This window comes from Exiguobacterium antarcticum DSM 14480 (assembly GCF_000685865.1).
Classification (GTDB): domain Bacteria; phylum Bacillota; class Bacilli; order Exiguobacteriales; family Exiguobacteriaceae; genus Exiguobacterium_A; species Exiguobacterium_A antarcticum.
Window position 1 is genome coordinate 564,045 of the sequence record NZ_JMKS01000005.1, and the last position, 15,947, is coordinate 579,991.

The following is a 15,947-nucleotide window of genomic DNA, read 5'->3' on the forward strand; positions in this document are numbered from 1 at the left end:
AGTTTAACCGATAGCCTGAATGAGATCATTGCCAATTTGAATCAATTGACTGTTGCGGTGTTTCCGGCGTGTGACATACCGCTCGAATTGTCCGGTCGGAATATAGGTATCCCGCGTCGACAGTGTCGAAAGCGTCAACAGGATTTGTTTCAGTTGAGGCTGCCCTTCCTGAAGCTTCAAATGGGACATCCGGTTGTTTACGTCGAGATGGTTTAAAAACAATTCAACTTTACAGCCTTCTTTAATCAGCTCACTTGCGAGAAATGCTGTCTGATCAATGAACGTCTCAAAGTTCGTATGCAGTCCGTAACCGCTTGGTCCGGACAGATTCAAGGCGAGCGTGAACGTATCCTGATTGCTCGTCTCAAAGACCTTGGCCTGCAACCGGCCGGTTTTCGCTGTCGCATACCAATCAATTTCCTTGGATGGTTCTGACGTATACGGTTTAGCGCCCAGTTGAACCAGTTTGTTTTTCAGCGGTGAGTAGCGATCCGCGCGGTCCCCGATCCGCAGACGGTTTAACAGGAGCGGTGTCGCCTGTGCCGTCAACGAAGGAAGGACCGTAAATTGAGGAAAGTCATCAAAGGTAAATAGATAGACTCCCATCCGCCAAGGCAGCCGGATCGTTAAGATCAGTTCGTCAAAATGGGCCGGTCCACGCCGCATCACCTGAATCGGAATCTCGAGTTGTTCGTCCGATTCAATGACCGCGTGATAGGTGTGCGGGTGAAGCGGATCCATTTCGGGAAAGATCAGACCATCTTCCGTATGCAGCCGAAGTGTGGTTTTTAAACCTAGCTTTTGCAGGGCTTCGAGACCAAAGAGTTGTAAGCGTAATGAGGTGGATTCCTGATTAAACATCAACGGTTCGTAATGTTTCCACTCTAAGGCAATGTCCCGCCTTAATTGTTTTTCGGTCTGACCGACGACATAGTGAATGGTCCCAAGGGTGGCAAACAAAAAACCGAGCAACGATAGTCCCGGGATGAATAAGAAGACGAACGTCAAAATGATATAGACGGAAAAGAGCCGGCGCTCGAGCCAAAAGGGAACCGAACGTTCGATGTGCATGACATCACCCCATTTCAACCGGGACCGGGATGTCGTCAAGCAGATGCAGTAACAAATCAGCTTTCGTCGTTTTGATGCCGCCTTCAAGCGTCAGCATCAAACGGTGAGACAAGACATGCTTCGCCAAGTATTTGACGTCTTCCGGAATGATGAAATCGCGTCCGTTGAGGAAGGCATAACTTTGTGATGCCCGAAGTAAAGCAATCGCACCACGGGGACTGACCCCGACTTCGACGAGAGCATGGTGACGGGTTGCCTGGACGATCGACAATAGATAATCGAGTACATCCTGAGACGCATGAACGCGCCGTGCTTCTTCCTGCCATGTAATCAAGTCGCCGCCCGTCGCGATACCAATAGCCTGTTTACGGACATTAGCCAATACTTCGTTCAACAGTTGCCGTTCATGTTCAAGATTCGGATACCCGACTTCGATTGCCACCATAAAGCGGTCAAGCTGGGCGTCTGGAAGTGGGAACGTTCCGGCAGATTCAATCGGATTCTGCGTGGCAATGACAAAAAACGGAGCCGGCATCTGATAGGTCGTCCCGCCAATCGAGACTTGCCGCTCTTCCATCGCTTCAAGCAGAGCGGACTGGGTCCGCGGAACAGCCCGGTTGATTTCATCGATTAACACGACATTCGCAAACAGGGGACCCCGTTTGTTCTCAAATTCCTGTGTTTTCATGTTAAAGAAGTCGGAGCCGATGACGTCAGACGGCAGGAGATCAGCCGTGAACTGAATTCGGGAAAAGGCGCTGTCAAAACTGTTGGCGAGTGCCTTAGCGAGCATCGTCTTCCCGGTCCCCGGCACATCTTCAAGCAGAATATGCCCTTCGGCGATCAAGGCCGTTAAACACAAATCGATGACATCGGATTTCCCAAGATAAATCGTATTGAGCTGGTCTTTTAATTGGTGTAGTTTCACTATGTACACCTCCATATCATGAAATGAAATTCAAACAGCTGTTTTGACAAAGATTTAGGAAGTAAAGGGCTCATCACCATAAGGTGTGGTTGACACATAAAATCCATCGGATTTTAAATCGAACATAGAAAAAAAGCGAAAACCCCGGTATCGTAATTGTTGTCTAGACAAACCACGATTGGAGTTTTCGCCTTGTCCCAACAGTTTATCAAATTAATTCTTCCGCTTCCAGCCCTTTTTCAAATCCAGATGTCGTCCGATGAAGAACCGCACGTATTTCCTGTCATTCCTGATACACATGAAATCCCTTGTCCGCTATGCGAAAAAAAGACCATCCTGCATTCGAAAAAACGTCGTCGTTTTCGACACGGTCATGCGTGGGGAGTCGGTGCCTTGTGGATCGAACTGGATGTCCCACGTCAAAGATGCCTCTCTTGTGATTTGACGTTCGTATATGACTACGGTCTCGGACTCGTCCGTACTTCTACCGAAGTGTTCCGAAAAGGCATCACAGAACGGTGCCATGGCCGGACAATTTCAGATGTTGCGCATGAATATGAACTTCCTTATACGACTGTGGAACGGTGGTTTTATCAGTACGCTTCAGTGGATACAGTGGGACAGGCGACACACATCCTCGTCGATGAGTTCGCCACGAGAAAAGGACACCACTATGCGACGATCGTTCTTGATGCCAAGACTGGACGTCTTCTGTCTATCGTCCCGGGCCGGGACGTATCGGCGATTACGGCTGCGCTTCAAGGTGTACTGGGAGATGTTCGTTCTGTCGTCAGTGATTTTGCACCTGCGATGGCGAAGGCAACTACTCGTGTCTTCCCGAATGCAGCGCATGTGCTGGATCGTTTTCATCTCATCCAGTTCTTTACGGATGCTCTTCGCCGCCGGCGTCGTTTTTTGAACGAGGCAAGACGCCATCATCATGTTCGTGTGATTGATCGTGCTCTCGCTTGTCGTCCGGAAGCATTGGCTCTTGAAGATCGAGAGGTCGCCCATTCTTGTATTCTAGAAGACTCGTTTACCCGGGATCTTTATCAAGGACTCCAACATATTCGATATGTGTTGAAAGCAACGTGCGACGGGCAGGCATGCCGAAGACTGAAAGACTGGCTGGAACGTTATCAATTTCATCCATGCGGACCTCTTGCGAAAATCGCGAAAGCGATTCGTGGCCGTGAAGAAGCGATGCGTCAAACCATTGTATCGACACTATCGAATGGGAAAATGGAAGGGACGAACAATAAGATTAAGCTCATTAAACGTCGTGGTTATGGCTACCGAAACCTCGAACGATTCTTTTTGAGATTGCGCCTTGAGCTTGGTCGTTAAAATAGCAACCACGTGTTATGGTGATGAGCCAAGTAAAGTAACTTAAGGGAAAAATACCCAATAATATTAACTGAATTTTAGCACAAATCGAAAGCGAGAAAAAACTATTTTCTGATTCACGATAAAATGCTGGACGGTTACTGACCGAAAGGGAAGGGTACATAAGTAAAAGAATGAATAAGGGAGGCAGTTTTCATGAAACTGATTATTTTCGGAGCGACCGGACAAACTGGGCAGGAGTTGGTCAAACAGGCAATTGCCCACGGACATACGGTGACGGCATTCGTCCGCAATCCAAGTAAACTTGAGTTGACGGACGAGAAACTGCATGTAATTGAAGGAGACGTACTTAACCAAGACGCAGTGAATCAAGCGATGCAGGGACAAGAGGCAGTATTGACGGCCCTTGGGACCGAGAGTCTGGCATACAGCGGGTTTTTAGAACGGAGTCTCTTGCGAATCGTCAACGCGATGAAGGTGAACGGAGTCGAACGAATCGGCTACGTCGCTTCGGCTGGTGTCGATCAGGAACTGCCAGGAGCTCAAGGGTTACTTGCACAACAGATTCTTAAAAATCCCTTAAAGGATCACCGGCAGGCGATTGAACTGTTGAAGCAGGCGGACATCGCCTATACGGTCGCCCGACCGCTACGTCTCATGAACGGTCCGTTGACGGGTTTGTATCGACAAGCGGATATCGGTGTACCCGAACAAGCAAAACAAATCAATCGGGCCGATGTTGCCCACTTTTTACTCGAAGCAATCGAGCAGGAGGAATATGTGAAAAGCAGCATCGGACTTGCCGAATAATCGATCGAAAGCGAAAAGCCGATTTTCAAGGACACCGTGAAGGTCCTGAGAAATCGGCTTTTGTTGTGCTTATTGTTGGCGATAGACGGAGACCGAACCACCGTTGACGAAGAATTGACCGTAACCATCTTGATTAATCGTCACAGAAGCTGAATTGTTGCCGGTGATGTCCGTCCAGACTTCACCTTTGTTTTGTGTCCCTACATACATCCACTTACTGCCACCAGGTCCATCGGATAAAATCGTTGCAAGACCTGATTTCGCCCGGTCCGTTACACCTTCACGTGTCCAGCCGATGACATCGGCATTGTCGAGATAATCGTTTTGTTTTCCGAAGGCAAAGTCTTTCCGTGCTTTTAAGAGTGGATCGATTTTAGAGCCAAGAGCGGGGATCTCACGATTCGATGTCCCTTTTGTTCCATAATAGTCTCCGTAAAAGACAGACGGATATCCTTGTTCACGCGTTAAGATCATCGCGTAAGCAAGTGGTTTGAACCAAGATTGCACCGTCGACTCAAGTGATTGACCCGGCTGGGAATCATGATTTTCAACCAGCGTGACGGCTTGGACCGGATTACTTTTAACGAGCGTTCCGTCAAAGATCGTCCGCATGTCATAGTAGCCGCCGCCTTTACTCGCTTGTTCGAATTTATAATGCAACGGGGCATCGAAGACCGATTGCTGATAGTTCGTCCGGCTCAAATAGTTTTGTAAAGTACCAAGATCGTTCTGCCAGTATTCAGCGACCGTAAATAACGGTTTTCCGGTCGTCTGACGAACGTTTGCGAGCCAGTCCGCGAGATATCCGTGTTTGATATGTTTGACGGCATCGAGTCGGAATCCATCAAGTCCAAGTTCATTGACGTACCATTTCCCCCAATTTTTCATTTCCTGTTGGACTTCCGGGTGGTCAAAGTCGATATCGGCGTACATCAAGTAATCGTAATTTCCATTTTCGGTCGAAACATCCGTATCCCACGCTTTTCCGGTACCGCGGAATTTATAGATGGCACTTTTCGAACGGGATTGATCCCAGTCCGTTCCGTCAAAGTGATACCATTTCCATTTAAAGTTCGAATACGTATTGTTTCGTGCCGCAAAATCAAAGCCCGTCCAGGCCTGTATCTGGTAATCGCCGGACACTTCCTGATTTCGGTTGCTGCCATTGACCTCGACCGCTGTCACCGCTTCCGTGAAATCCGCTCCGCCTTTATGATTCATGACAACATCCCCGTAGACATCGATGCCGGCTGTATGTAGTTGGCTGATGGCTGTTTTCAGTTGGGCTTTCGTTCCGTATTTCGTCCGGACCGTTCCTTTTTGATTGAACTCTCCTAAATCATACAAATCATAGGCACCATAACCGACATCATTTTGTGTCGTCCCTTTGTAAGCGGGTGGAATCCAGACGGACGTGATTCCTAACTGATCGAGTTTGGTCGTATCCGTGTTCAAGCGATTCCAATGGTTGCCATCATTCGGCAGGTACCATTCAAAGTATTGCATCATCGTCCCGTTATCTGCTGTTGCACCTACTGCAATCGGTTGCACAAGTGGCGCTAAAAAAGTAGCTGTCGCAAGCGTCGCGACAATCAAGCGTTTTTGTTTCATGGAAGATCCTCCTCTAAGTTTATGAAAGCGTTTGCATCTTTAGTATAGCAAGTCAAAACAATTGCTGTATCATCCGCTTCGATTATTTGCGAATGTCTTATTTTCGTGACTTTTGGACCTAGAATATTTTTTGGCAGGAACAATTGTCAGTCTATTGATTGGATATGAAAAAAAAAACAGGACCTTCCGACTCTTGAACAATAAGGTGAATTCTGATTCAGTTTGACACTGTGAATTTTAAGGTCTTTTGTCCAGCTTCTCAGATGCGAAAGGAGGTGTGAAAATGAGGAGGTAAGACCAGCACGTACATATGTAACCAAGGGGGAAACACAGTATGAATTGGAAGTCGAAAATCAGCGGGGCGCTTGTCGCGGCACTTGCACTTGGGTCAATTTCGTTTACACCAGTCATCGCTAAAACAGCACCAACTCAAATCGTTGCCGGACCTCAGCAGGTCACGTCACAATCCACAATCGATGCGTATTATCTAACGGCATCCGGAAAAAGTGGAGCAACGTTAAAAGCAGCATTACACGATATCATCGATAACCATACACAGGTGTCATATGATACGGTCTGGACGGCACTGAAAGAAACCGATCAAGATCCAAATAATGCGAATAACGTCATCGAACTCTATACCGGTAAATCGATTGCCAAGAGCAGTAACGGCGGGAACGTCGGTCAATGGAACCGCGAGCACGTCTGGGCAAAGTCGCACGGTGATTTTGGAACAAGTAACGGACCAGGGACAGACCTGCACCATCTCCGGGCTGAGGATGTCGTCGTCAACAGTGCACGGGGAAATCTTGACTTTGATAACGGTGGAACGAAGTATGCCGGTTGTGACTGTTACCGCGACGGCGATTCATGGGAACCTCCGACACGTGTTAAAGGAGATATCGCACGAATGATCTTCTATATGGCAGTCCGGTATGAGGGTGGCGGTGAAATTGATTTAGAAGCATCAGAAAACGTCAGCAACGGTGCGAACCCGCTTCATGGTAAGTTATCAACGCTAAAAGCGTGGAACAAGTTAGACCCGGTCGATGCGACTGAAATCAGACGGAACGACATCATCTTTGAAAAATGGCAAAAAAACCGGAATCCATTCATTGATCATCCGGAGTACGTGACAGCAATTTGGGGAAATTGATGTGACATAAAGCAGTATGAGGTACATTCCGACTTGCATCGGGTGTGCCTCTTTTGTCGCTGAAAAAGACAGGGACGAGGAGCATGATATGGAAAAACCGGTGAAACCTTTATCTTAAGCAGACGTAATGAAAGAAGTAACAAAACCTACGTTTAAATGGAGAATCACTGAGAGGGACATAATTACTATGAAACCAATAAAACATACTGTACGACGTTTTTATAAGATTGGACTGGGTATGATCACGATGCTTGTCATCTTTTGGTTTAGTATCGGACTGTTCGTCGCAAAGGGCGAACGACCGTTAGCAAACGGAAAGTTTCCCTACGTAATTGTACTGGGAGCCGGTGTCAAAGGAGAAACACCATCCTTGATCTTAAAGTATCGAATTGAGGCAGCAGCCCGGTACGGGAAACAGTTTCCGGAAACGACTTTCATTTTAAGTGGCGGACAAGGAAAAGGGGAGGCGATCACGGAGGCGGAAGCGATGCGTCGAGGTATGAGGGCAGCAGGCATTGCTGCGGATCGATTATTACTTGAAGATCAATCGACATCAACTACTGAAAATCTGGCGTTCTCGAAACGGCTTTTACCGGACAGCGAAAATCAGGTTTCGATTGTTACATCAGACTTTCACCTGTACAGAGCACGAAAAGAGGCGGAGCAGTTGAACCTACGGTCAGACGCGATTCCGGCTGAAACGCCACTTTCCGGTGTATTACGGTACGGGATGCGCGAGCGTGTCGCCATCATCGTAAAATATTTACAATAAAAAACACCTTCACGCATGCATGAAGGTGTCATCTGCTTATTTGTTCTGTTGTGAACCGTTTGATGAATCATTTTTTGGTTGATGTTCAGCAGGTGCTTCTTCATTTCCAAGCGCAACGTCTTTTGCTTCGACAACCTTGTTGGAAATCGAGTTGAGATCACCTTTTGCTTCGTTTACCGTATCTTTTACAGATGAAGCATCGGTTTTTACCGTCTCAAGTTCGGTGTTGACTTTATCGTAGACGTTTTGAACGTCTGATGCGACTTCTTGAATGATACTTGACGCACTTTTGACTTGGTTGATGACTTGTGACGCTTTACCTGACGGATCTTCTTTGATGGTAGAGGCGAGTGTTGAGACAGAATCTTTTGCCCCACGAAGACTTTGTTTCGTATTTTGACGACTAGATGAGCTCAGTAATGTCAGGAGACCGCCTATAGCTGCTCCAAGCAACATTCCTGTAAGTAAGCTGACCTGACGACCAGATGAAGTTTCCTGATCGAACTGGCGATTTGGATGTTCAGCGTGCACGGCATGTGGATCGTTTGGTAAATTTGGTTGCATGAATAGACACTCCCTTAAGATATTATTTGACCATGATATTGATATACCCTTATCTGACAAGTGGAAACATGCATTTTTAATACAACAAAAAGACCATCCGATGATATGATGGTCTGAGACGGTCCAATAGTCTTACGGTCGAGGCTCGTCTTTATGTTTTTCAGTCAGTTTACGGTTGATTTCATCGTAGTCGATTTCGATGTCATCCTTATTGCCTTTATAGCCGTAGCCTTTTGAAATCACGAGAATTGAAGCGACCAAGACGAAAACGATGATTAGAATGGAGATGACATACAGCCACATGATCCATTCCCCCTTTCATTCTTCTTTAGTATGACGGAAAAAGAGCCGTCCGTCTAAACGAAAATGTAAATTATGTGCTAAACTATTTTAAAATGAATATGTTGATGGAACGAGGTGAGACGACATGAGTATATTAGTCGTAGATGACGAATTTACGAATTTGATGATTTTGGAACGGTTGCTTGAAAATGAAGGATATGATGTGGTCAAAGCGATGAGTGGTGAAGAAGCGATGGAGTTAATGGAAGATCCGTTGTTCATCGAAACGCTTGACGTCGTATTACTGGATGTCGAGATGCCGGGAATCAGTGGAATCGATGCGACACGTTTGATTCGTAAGCGGTTTGGGTTAGATGAACTGCCGATTGTCATCGTGTCAGGACGATCGAATGAAGAGGATATTGCCGATGGACTGGACGCTGGGGCATCCGACTATACGACAAAACCGATTCGGAAAACAGAATTGCTTGCACGTGTCCGCAACGCGATGTCGCTCAAACAAGCGATTGATGCGCGGAAACGGTATGAAAAAGTCTTGCAGGAAGACTTTGACTTGGCACAAAAACTACAACAAAGTGTTTTAAGTGCCAATATCGAGGACGAAGACATCCGGATCATGGCAACGTACATTCCCTCTAAGAAATTAGCGGGAGACATGTATGCCTGGTACCGAATCTCACCACAAAAATACGGCATCATCTTGTTTGACGTGATGGGGCATGGTGTGTCGTCTGCCCTAATCACGATGGGAATGAGCTCGATTTTATTTGAACTCGTCCACCGGATTGGTGATCCGGCAAAGGTGCTCGAGGAATTAAATAAACAAATGAGCCGCCTGTTTCCGGGAGATGAAACAGAGATTTATTTTACAGCTGTCTATCTGTATATCGAACTAGACAAGATGAAGCTCAGTTATGCCAATGCCGGACATCCACCAGGATTGTTGCGGATGGGGAATCAAATCATTGCCCTTGAAAATACGGGACTGCCGGTCGGGATGTTTGAAGATTCCGAATACACGAGTCAGACGATTGATCTTGTTTCGCCTGGGTGTGTCTACTTGTATACCGATGGATTCATGGAGTTGTACAGCAAAGGGATTGACGAAGGAATCAATGCGATTCGTGAATTGATTCATGAGCAAGGACCGGGCATTCACCAACTGATTCAACCGGATCAAAGCGATGATGCCGACGACTTATGTCTCGTTACCATTGAAATCAATTGAACAACAAAAAACCACTCACCTTTGCGAGACGTTTAGATTAAAAAAGATGGCACATCTTTTTCCGCTAACGTACGTAAAAGTGAGTGGTTTTTTGTTTTACTGGAGTTTTTCTAGAAAAATCGACGACGCCATAAAATAAAGGCAGCTAGTCCCGAGAAGAAAATCATCATTCCGAAGACAATCCAGAAGCCGATGACTTCCCCTTCCCAGGGGACGTGAACATTCATTCCGAACATCCCGGAAATCATCGTCGGAATCGAGATGACGATCGTGATCGACGCGAGAAACTTCATGACGAAGTTGACATTGTTTGAGATGACAGAACCAAATGTGTCCATCGTCGAACTGATGATATCTTTATAGATTTGGGCCATCTCCATCGCCTGACGGTGTTCGACGAAAACATCCTCGAGCAAGTCTTCATCATCTTCATGTTTTTCGAGACTGGGTGTTTTGATGATGCGGTCGAGAACACCATCGTTCGATTTTAAGGATGTCATGAAATAGACAAGTGATTTTTGTAAGTTCATCAGTTGGAAGATTTCTTGATTTCGCATCGAACGTTGTAATTCTTCTTCGAGTTCATCCATCCGGCGGTCGATTTGCCGCAGGAAACGAAGATAGGACGAACTGACTTTATATAAGATTTGGAAGACGAATCGCGAACGGTAATTCGTCCGGAAAGCGCGGAGCTTTCCGCTTGAGAACAATGTCAATACATCGAGCTGTTGCGAACAGACGGTGATGAAATGTCTCGAAGTTACGATGATACCAAGTGGGATCGTATTGTAACGCCGTCCGGACGATTCTTCTTCAATATAGGGTACATCGACGATCATCAATAACCCTTCATCATCTTTCTCGAAACGAGGTTTTTCCTCGACATCCAGAGGATCATAAATGAAATCCTCAGGAATTTTTGTAGCAGCGATGACTTGGTCAGCTTCGTCTTTTGTCGGATTGACAAGATGAATCCAAGAACCTTTCGTGAATTCTTGAATCTCGTTGACTGCCCCCGTCACATCACTTCGATAAATCGTCAACATTGTCTATCCCTCCTGCTCTTCACTTTTTCATTATAGAAATACTTTAGAGGACGTGTAAATGATTCTCAGATTTTTTTTTGAAACAATTAATGATAAAATACAGATGAGGGAGGGAAGAAGATGCCTTTTTTTAATGAAAAGAAGTTGGATGAACTACGTGTGATTGCCGGTGGCGATGACGTATTTTTACAGAAAATTGGTGAGACGTACATTGCTCAGTTCGACCGGAAGTTTCCGGAACTCAAGGATGCGGTCGAAGCAGAGGATGCGGTACAGACTGAGAAATTAGCTCACTTACTTAAAGGTGCCTCCTATTCCGTAGCGGCGGATGACTTAGCAGATGATTTTGAAATCCTCGAAAAAGAGGCGGAAACGGGTTCGGTCACGAATGCCCCGGAAGTCCTGATTCGGATTGAAGAATGTATGGTCGGTTTCAGAAAAAGTTGGTTAGATGTGTTTCTTGGTAAAAATACGGATTTCGTCTGAGGCGAAAGATTGGATACCGTTGACACGACTTCTGTCGCAATCATGCCTATATTAAAAATATCCGTCTCCTGAAAATCAGGGGACGGATATTTGTGTACGGCAATAACGATTCAGAGCACGTATGTATCGACCGTTTCGATCAATCGACCGATTTCCGGTTTCGTGATTTGAGCGTTGACACCAACGGATTCTCCTTTATGTCGAAGATCGTTAGAGATCAATGAGGAGAAGACGACGATTGGCAAATCGGTATAACGATCATCTTCACGCAGGCGTTTCGTCAAATGCAATCCATCCATTTTCGGCATCTCGATGTCCGTGATCAACAGATCACAATCACTGCCTGCTTCAAAAGCATCAAAGGCATCTTTTCCGTTGATGAACCATTTCAAACTATCGTAACCAGCTTCTTCGAGTGTTTCGATGATAAGTGTCCGTAACATTTCCGAGTCTTCTGCAATCCAAATGGTTTTATTCGACCGGTTCCGTGGCAGGACGCGACGACCTTCTTCCCGGGCGAAGATGTCTTTACGTGAAAGTTCAAGCGCGATTTTTTCATAATCAAGTAAGATGATCATCTTGTCACCGGTCTTGACGACGCCGTTCGTCAAACCTTCGATCCCTCGTGCGAGTTCATTTGGTGTATCGATCTGTTCCCACGAAATACGCCGGATTTCAGTCACGGCATCGACACGTAAGACACTTTTCTCGCCATTGAACTCACAGATGATCAACCGGTCGTCGGTTGTTTCATCGTGGGCAACTCCGATGACAGTCGGTAAATCGATGACGGTCATCACTTCGCCCCGTAGTTCGATTAATCCTTTGACGGCGTCGGGTGTACCGGGTAACGGCGTCATCGGTAAGGGGACGATGATTTCGCGGACTTTCATGACATTGATTCCAAATGTGTAGGGACCACAATGGAAAATGACGATTTCTAATTCGTTTGTTCCAGCTTCTAATAAAATATCGTGTTGATTGTACACGTTATCGAGCTCCTTTCAATCCTACACTGCACTTCTGACTAGTTATCGGCAGAAAGCAGAAAACATTCCATATAAAAAATGATAAAAAAGTTATTGAAATCGCTTTCATTTTATGTTAAGCAAAAAGTTTGGCATTTGTCTGACCAATTGATTACAATAAGCTATGCAGCCACACACTGAAGTGAGAGAGAAAAAATAAATGGAGGTCGAGTGGAATGACTACAGCAACAACATACACATACTTATTAGATGGGCAATGGCATGAAAGCGAATCAAACGAAACGATCGAAATTTCGTCACCTTATAAAGAAGACCTCGTCGGTCGGGTACAAGCGATGACCAAACCGGAAGTCGATCAGGCAATTGCGTCGGCGAAAGTAGCACAAGTGGAATGGGCGAAGGTTCCAGCCAATAAACGGGCGGAATTGCTGCATGCTTGGGCAACGGAGCTCGAGAAGCGTGCGGAAGAAATCGGCGAAGTCATCATGCGCGAAGTCGGTAAGGGACGTGCGGATGGGATTAAGGAAGTCAAACGGACGGCAGAAATCATTCGTTATACAGCGGAAGAGGGTCTTCGGTTTGACGGTCAGATGATGCAAGGGGATTCGTTCCCAGGCGGAAGTGCAAACAAGATTGCCATCATCAAAAAAGCACCACTCGGTGTCGTCCTTGCGATTTCACCGTTTAACTACCCAGTCAATTTAGCGGCAGCGAAACTCGCACCCGCCTTGATGACAGGGAACGCTGTTGTCTTCAAACCGGCGACACAAGGTTCGATCAGCGGCATCTTGATGGTCGAAGCGCTCGTCGCGGCAGGTCTTCCGGCCGGCCTCGTCAATCTTGTGACAGGACGCGGTTCTGTCATCGGGGATTATTTAACGGCACATGCGGGCATTGATATGATCACCTTTACAGGTGGTACAGGAACGGGACAACACTTATCACGTCAATCGGCGATGATTCCACTTGTTTTGGAACTGGGTGGCAAAGACCCGGCGCTCGTCTTAGAAGATGCGAATCTTTCCCTTGCAGCGGATCAGATCATCAGCGGTGCGTTTTCATACTCCGGTCAACGGTGTACGGCCATCAAACGTGTATTCGTTCTTGAACCTCAGGCAGATGCGCTCGTCGCAGAATTGTCTGCTCGAATCGCGAAATTGACAGTCGGTTCACCGGAAGATGAAAGTGTTGTTGTGCCTTTGATCGATGCGAAGTCAGCTGATTTCGTCGAAGGACTGATCACGGATGCGACGGAAAAAGGGGCAACACTCGTCACAGGCGGTAAACGAACAGCCAACTTGATTGAGCCAACGTTGTTTGATCATGTGACACGCGACATGCGGATTGCATGGGAAGAACCGTTCGGACCTGTCCTACCGGTCATTCGTGTCAGCTCGGTCGAAGAGATGATCGCCTATGCGAACGAATCGGAATACGGTCTTCAGGCGAGTGTCTTTACGGAAAACATCGACGCGGCGTTCCATGTCGCGGATGCGCTCGAAACCGGCTCGGTTCAAATCAACGGACGGACGGAACGTGGTCCTGACCACTTCCCATTCATCGGCGTGAAGTCTTCTGGTCTTGGGGTACAAGGTGTCGGACGAAGTCTTGCTTCGATGACTCGCGATAAATTAACAGTGCTCAATTTAAAATAATTTTTTTACGGAAGCGACCTTTCAATCTGCGGAAGGGTCGCTTTTTTTTGCATCCAACGGGCATCCACCGACGTATGCTTCTTATCTAATATAGGAGAGAGTCGTCCCACGTCCAGGCTTAGCGCAGGTGGGGGGGAATTCATTAATTTGTCTTGCGGACGTAGACAAAGTTTGCCGCTGTCGCTTCTTTCTCTCTATAATGAAGGAAACCATCTAGAGAAAAGAGGGGCTTATCGATGCAACGAGAAGATGAAATCTTCACCTTACCGATTCCGACACCATTTCCTGTCGGAGACGTCAACTGTTATGTGTTACGAACGGAAACAGAAACGATCTTGATTGATTGTGGTCCGGATACGGAAGAAGCATGGCAAGCGATGCAGCACGGACTTCTTAATATTGGGCTAACGGTCTCGATGCTCGATAAAGTAATCGTCACCCATCACCACGCGGACCATGCAGGGCTCGCCTACCGGTTTTCTGAGCAGGGCATCCCGGTTTATGGACACGCCCGGCTACGCCCTTACTTAGAACAAGATCAATCCTTTTTGAGTCAAGGCGATGCGTTTTTACAGCGGCTCGCCCTCTCGTTTGGTGTACCGGAAGAAATCCGAGCCCTTTTGCCGAGTTATATATCGGCGTTGAAGTGGCTTGGGAAAGGGCAACTCGACCATCTTTTACAAGAAGGCGATTCGATTTCCGCGTCCGGCCGGTATCGGGTAATCGAACTACCGGGGCATGCGAGCGACCAAATCGGAATTCTTAGCCAGTCGGGTGTTTTATTTGCGGCGGATCATCTGTTAGCGCGAGTCGAACCGAATCCGTTACTGGAACAACCGCAGCCGGGAGATACGTCGGATACGAAACGACCGGTCCTCGCCTATATGCGTTCCCTTCGTAAACTCCAAGGGGAACAGATCCAGATAGCGTATACAGGTCACGGAGAGGCCATTCGTGACGTCCCCTCTTTGATTGAAGAACGACTCTTACAACGAAAAGCACGGGGCGAACAATTATTGAAACACATCACGGGGGAGCAAACGTTGTTTGAACTCGCACAACTGACGTATGGCAACCGCTTAAAAAAATCCTTCCCGCTCGTCATGAGCGAGATGAAGGCACGACTCGATTATCTGGTCGCGAGTGGACAGATCACAGTCATCAAACGTGACAATGTCTTGCGCTATACGAGAAAAGGAGCGTTGACATGAATCTGATCAATAAAACGGTTGTTTTGACTGGTGCGTCAAGTGGTCTTGGAGAAGCGCTTGCCCGAGAATTAAATCGCCATGGTGCGCTCTTGATCTTAGTCGCACGACGGGAAGACCGGTTACGCCAAGTAGCGGAGCACTTACATGCTGAATACCTGGTCTACGACTTAGAACATTCACCGGAGCGTCTAGTAGACCAAATCGAAGAACAATATGGCATGATTGATGTATTAATCAACAATGCGGGGTTCGGAGAGTTTAGTTTTTTGGAAGACACGACGATTGAGACGATTGAATCGATGAACCGGGTTAACGTCCTCAGTCCAATCCGCTTGACGAAAGCCTGTTTACGTCTGCTTCGTCCGCAGGGGATGATCATCAACGTGGCCAGTCAAGCAGGAAAGTTACCGACACCGAAGTCGACAATCTATTGTATGACCAAAGCAGCCTTGTATCAATTTTCGAATGCGTTACGTCTCGAACTGAAGCCAAAAGGCATTCATGTGATGACCGTCAATCCGGGACCAATCGCAACGGAATTCTTCATTCGGGCTGATCTGAGTCGGAAATATGAAAAAAATGTCGCGAACATCGTCTTGTCAAAAGACAAGTTGGCACAAACGATCGTCCGCGCGATCATCAAGGAGAAACGGGAAGTCAATGCGCCGTTTTGGATGGAAGGTTCTGCTAAAGCCTATGCCGTATTTCCGAGAGTGATCGAATGGTTCGGCAAGTCAGGATTTGATAAAAAATAAAGGGGAATTTTACGG

Annotated in this window: 16 protein-coding genes; 9 read left to right on the top strand and 7 right to left on the bottom strand. The window is 46.8% G+C overall.

Translation table 11 applies throughout. The annotated features are described in order from the left end of the window. Positions 1 to 3: 3 nt before the first annotated feature. Together P404_RS0114175 and P404_RS0114180 are read right to left on the bottom strand one after the other, a co-directional pair. Positions 4 to 1,110, bottom strand: coding sequence for a DUF58 domain-containing protein (locus tag P404_RS0114175; RefSeq protein ID WP_236624417.1), 1,107 nt, complete (start codon positions 1,108 to 1,110; stop codon positions 4 to 6). Next, the gene (locus P404_RS0114180) at positions 1,076 to 1,999 is read right to left on the bottom strand and encodes an AAA family ATPase (protein ID WP_034774555.1); all 924 of its coding nucleotides are present in this window, start codon (positions 1,997 to 1,999) and stop codon (positions 1,076 to 1,078) included. The genes P404_RS0114175 and P404_RS0114180 overlap by 35 nt, the downstream gene beginning before the upstream one ends. A 192-nt stretch (positions 2,000 to 2,191) precedes the next feature. Between P404_RS0114180 and P404_RS0114185 the strand changes: the two genes are divergently transcribed. Both P404_RS0114185 and P404_RS0114190 read left to right on the top strand, forming a co-directional pair. Further along, positions 2,192 to 3,346 carry an ISL3 family transposase gene (locus P404_RS0114185; RefSeq protein WP_034774026.1) on the top strand — a complete coding sequence of 385 codons (1,155 nt, stop codon included), beginning with the start codon at positions 2,192 to 2,194 and terminating at the stop codon, positions 3,344 to 3,346. Positions 3,347 to 3,541: 195 nt separating this feature from the next. Then, the gene (locus tag P404_RS0114190) at positions 3,542 to 4,156 is read left to right on the top strand and encodes an NAD(P)-dependent oxidoreductase (protein ID WP_026831094.1); all 615 of its coding nucleotides are present in this window, start codon (positions 3,542 to 3,544) and stop codon (positions 4,154 to 4,156) included. Positions 4,157 to 4,225: 69 nt separating this feature from the next. Here the strand turns inward: P404_RS0114190 and amyS are convergent, their stop codons facing one another. Further along, positions 4,226 to 5,767, bottom strand: a complete 1,542-nt coding sequence (gene amyS, locus P404_RS0114195) for an alpha-amylase (protein WP_026831095.1) — start codon at positions 5,765 to 5,767, stop codon at positions 4,226 to 4,228. A 334-nt stretch (positions 5,768 to 6,101) separates the two neighbouring features. Between amyS and P404_RS0114200 the strand changes: the two genes are divergently transcribed. Next, positions 6,102 to 6,923, top strand: a complete 822-nt coding sequence (locus P404_RS0114200; protein ID WP_026831096.1) for an endonuclease I family protein — start codon at positions 6,102 to 6,104, stop codon at positions 6,921 to 6,923. A gap of 187 nt (positions 6,924 to 7,110) precedes the next feature. Continuing rightward, complete coding sequence (locus tag P404_RS17715; protein ID WP_034774557.1) at positions 7,111 to 7,695, top strand: YdcF family protein; 585 nt, start codon at positions 7,111 to 7,113, stop codon at positions 7,693 to 7,695. Between the two features lie 36 nt (positions 7,696 to 7,731). On the opposite strand, the gene P404_RS0114210 is transcribed toward P404_RS17715, so the two are convergent. Next, on the bottom strand, positions 7,732 to 8,259 hold the full coding sequence (locus tag P404_RS0114210; protein ID WP_026831098.1) for a hypothetical protein: 528 nt from the start codon (positions 8,257 to 8,259) through the stop codon (positions 7,732 to 7,734). Between the two features lie 132 nt (positions 8,260 to 8,391). Continuing rightward, the gene (ytzI, locus tag P404_RS18415; protein ID WP_150111987.1) at positions 8,392 to 8,562 is read right to left on the bottom strand and encodes a YtzI protein; all 171 of its coding nucleotides are present in this window, start codon (positions 8,560 to 8,562) and stop codon (positions 8,392 to 8,394) included. Positions 8,563 to 8,686: 124 nt separating this feature from the next. Between ytzI and P404_RS0114220 the strand changes: the two genes are divergently transcribed. After that, complete coding sequence (locus tag P404_RS0114220; protein WP_014969958.1) at positions 8,687 to 9,790, top strand: PP2C family protein-serine/threonine phosphatase; 1,104 nt, start codon at positions 8,687 to 8,689, stop codon at positions 9,788 to 9,790. Positions 9,791 to 9,900: 110 nt separating this feature from the next. Here P404_RS0114220 and P404_RS0114225 read toward each other — a convergent pair whose 3' ends face one another. Further along, positions 9,901 to 10,836: a magnesium transporter CorA family protein gene (locus tag P404_RS0114225; protein ID WP_026828838.1), complete on the bottom strand. Its 936-nt coding sequence runs from the start codon at positions 10,834 to 10,836 to the stop codon at positions 9,901 to 9,903. 120 nt (positions 10,837 to 10,956) lie between these two features. On the opposite strand from P404_RS0114225, the gene P404_RS0114230 reads away from it, so the two are divergent. Next, positions 10,957 to 11,322 (top strand): Hpt domain-containing protein, encoded by a 366-nt coding sequence (locus P404_RS0114230; RefSeq protein WP_014969961.1) that lies wholly within the window; start codon positions 10,957 to 10,959, stop codon positions 11,320 to 11,322. Between the two features lie 110 nt (positions 11,323 to 11,432). On the opposite strand, the gene P404_RS0114235 is transcribed toward P404_RS0114230, so the two are convergent. Then, positions 11,433 to 12,311 (bottom strand): chemotaxis protein CheV, encoded by an 879-nt coding sequence (locus P404_RS0114235; protein ID WP_026831099.1) that lies wholly within the window; start codon positions 12,309 to 12,311, stop codon positions 11,433 to 11,435. A 215-nt stretch (positions 12,312 to 12,526) separates the two neighbouring features. On the opposite strand from P404_RS0114235, the gene P404_RS0114240 reads away from it, so the two are divergent. From P404_RS0114240 to P404_RS0114250, 3 genes are all read left to right on the top strand, one after another. Then, the gene (locus P404_RS0114240) at positions 12,527 to 13,966 is read left to right on the top strand and encodes an NADP-dependent glyceraldehyde-3-phosphate dehydrogenase (protein WP_026831100.1); all 1,440 of its coding nucleotides are present in this window, start codon (positions 12,527 to 12,529) and stop codon (positions 13,964 to 13,966) included. A 236-nt stretch (positions 13,967 to 14,202) separates the two neighbouring features. After that, complete coding sequence (locus tag P404_RS0114245; RefSeq protein ID WP_014969964.1) at positions 14,203 to 15,177, top strand: MBL fold metallo-hydrolase; 975 nt, start codon at positions 14,203 to 14,205, stop codon at positions 15,175 to 15,177. Next, entirely contained in the window at positions 15,174 to 15,932 is a 759-nt protein-coding gene (locus tag P404_RS0114250; RefSeq protein ID WP_014969965.1) for an SDR family NAD(P)-dependent oxidoreductase, read from the top strand. Before P404_RS0114245 ends, P404_RS0114250 begins: the two co-directional genes overlap by 4 nt. Positions 15,933 to 15,947 lie beyond the last annotated feature (15 nt).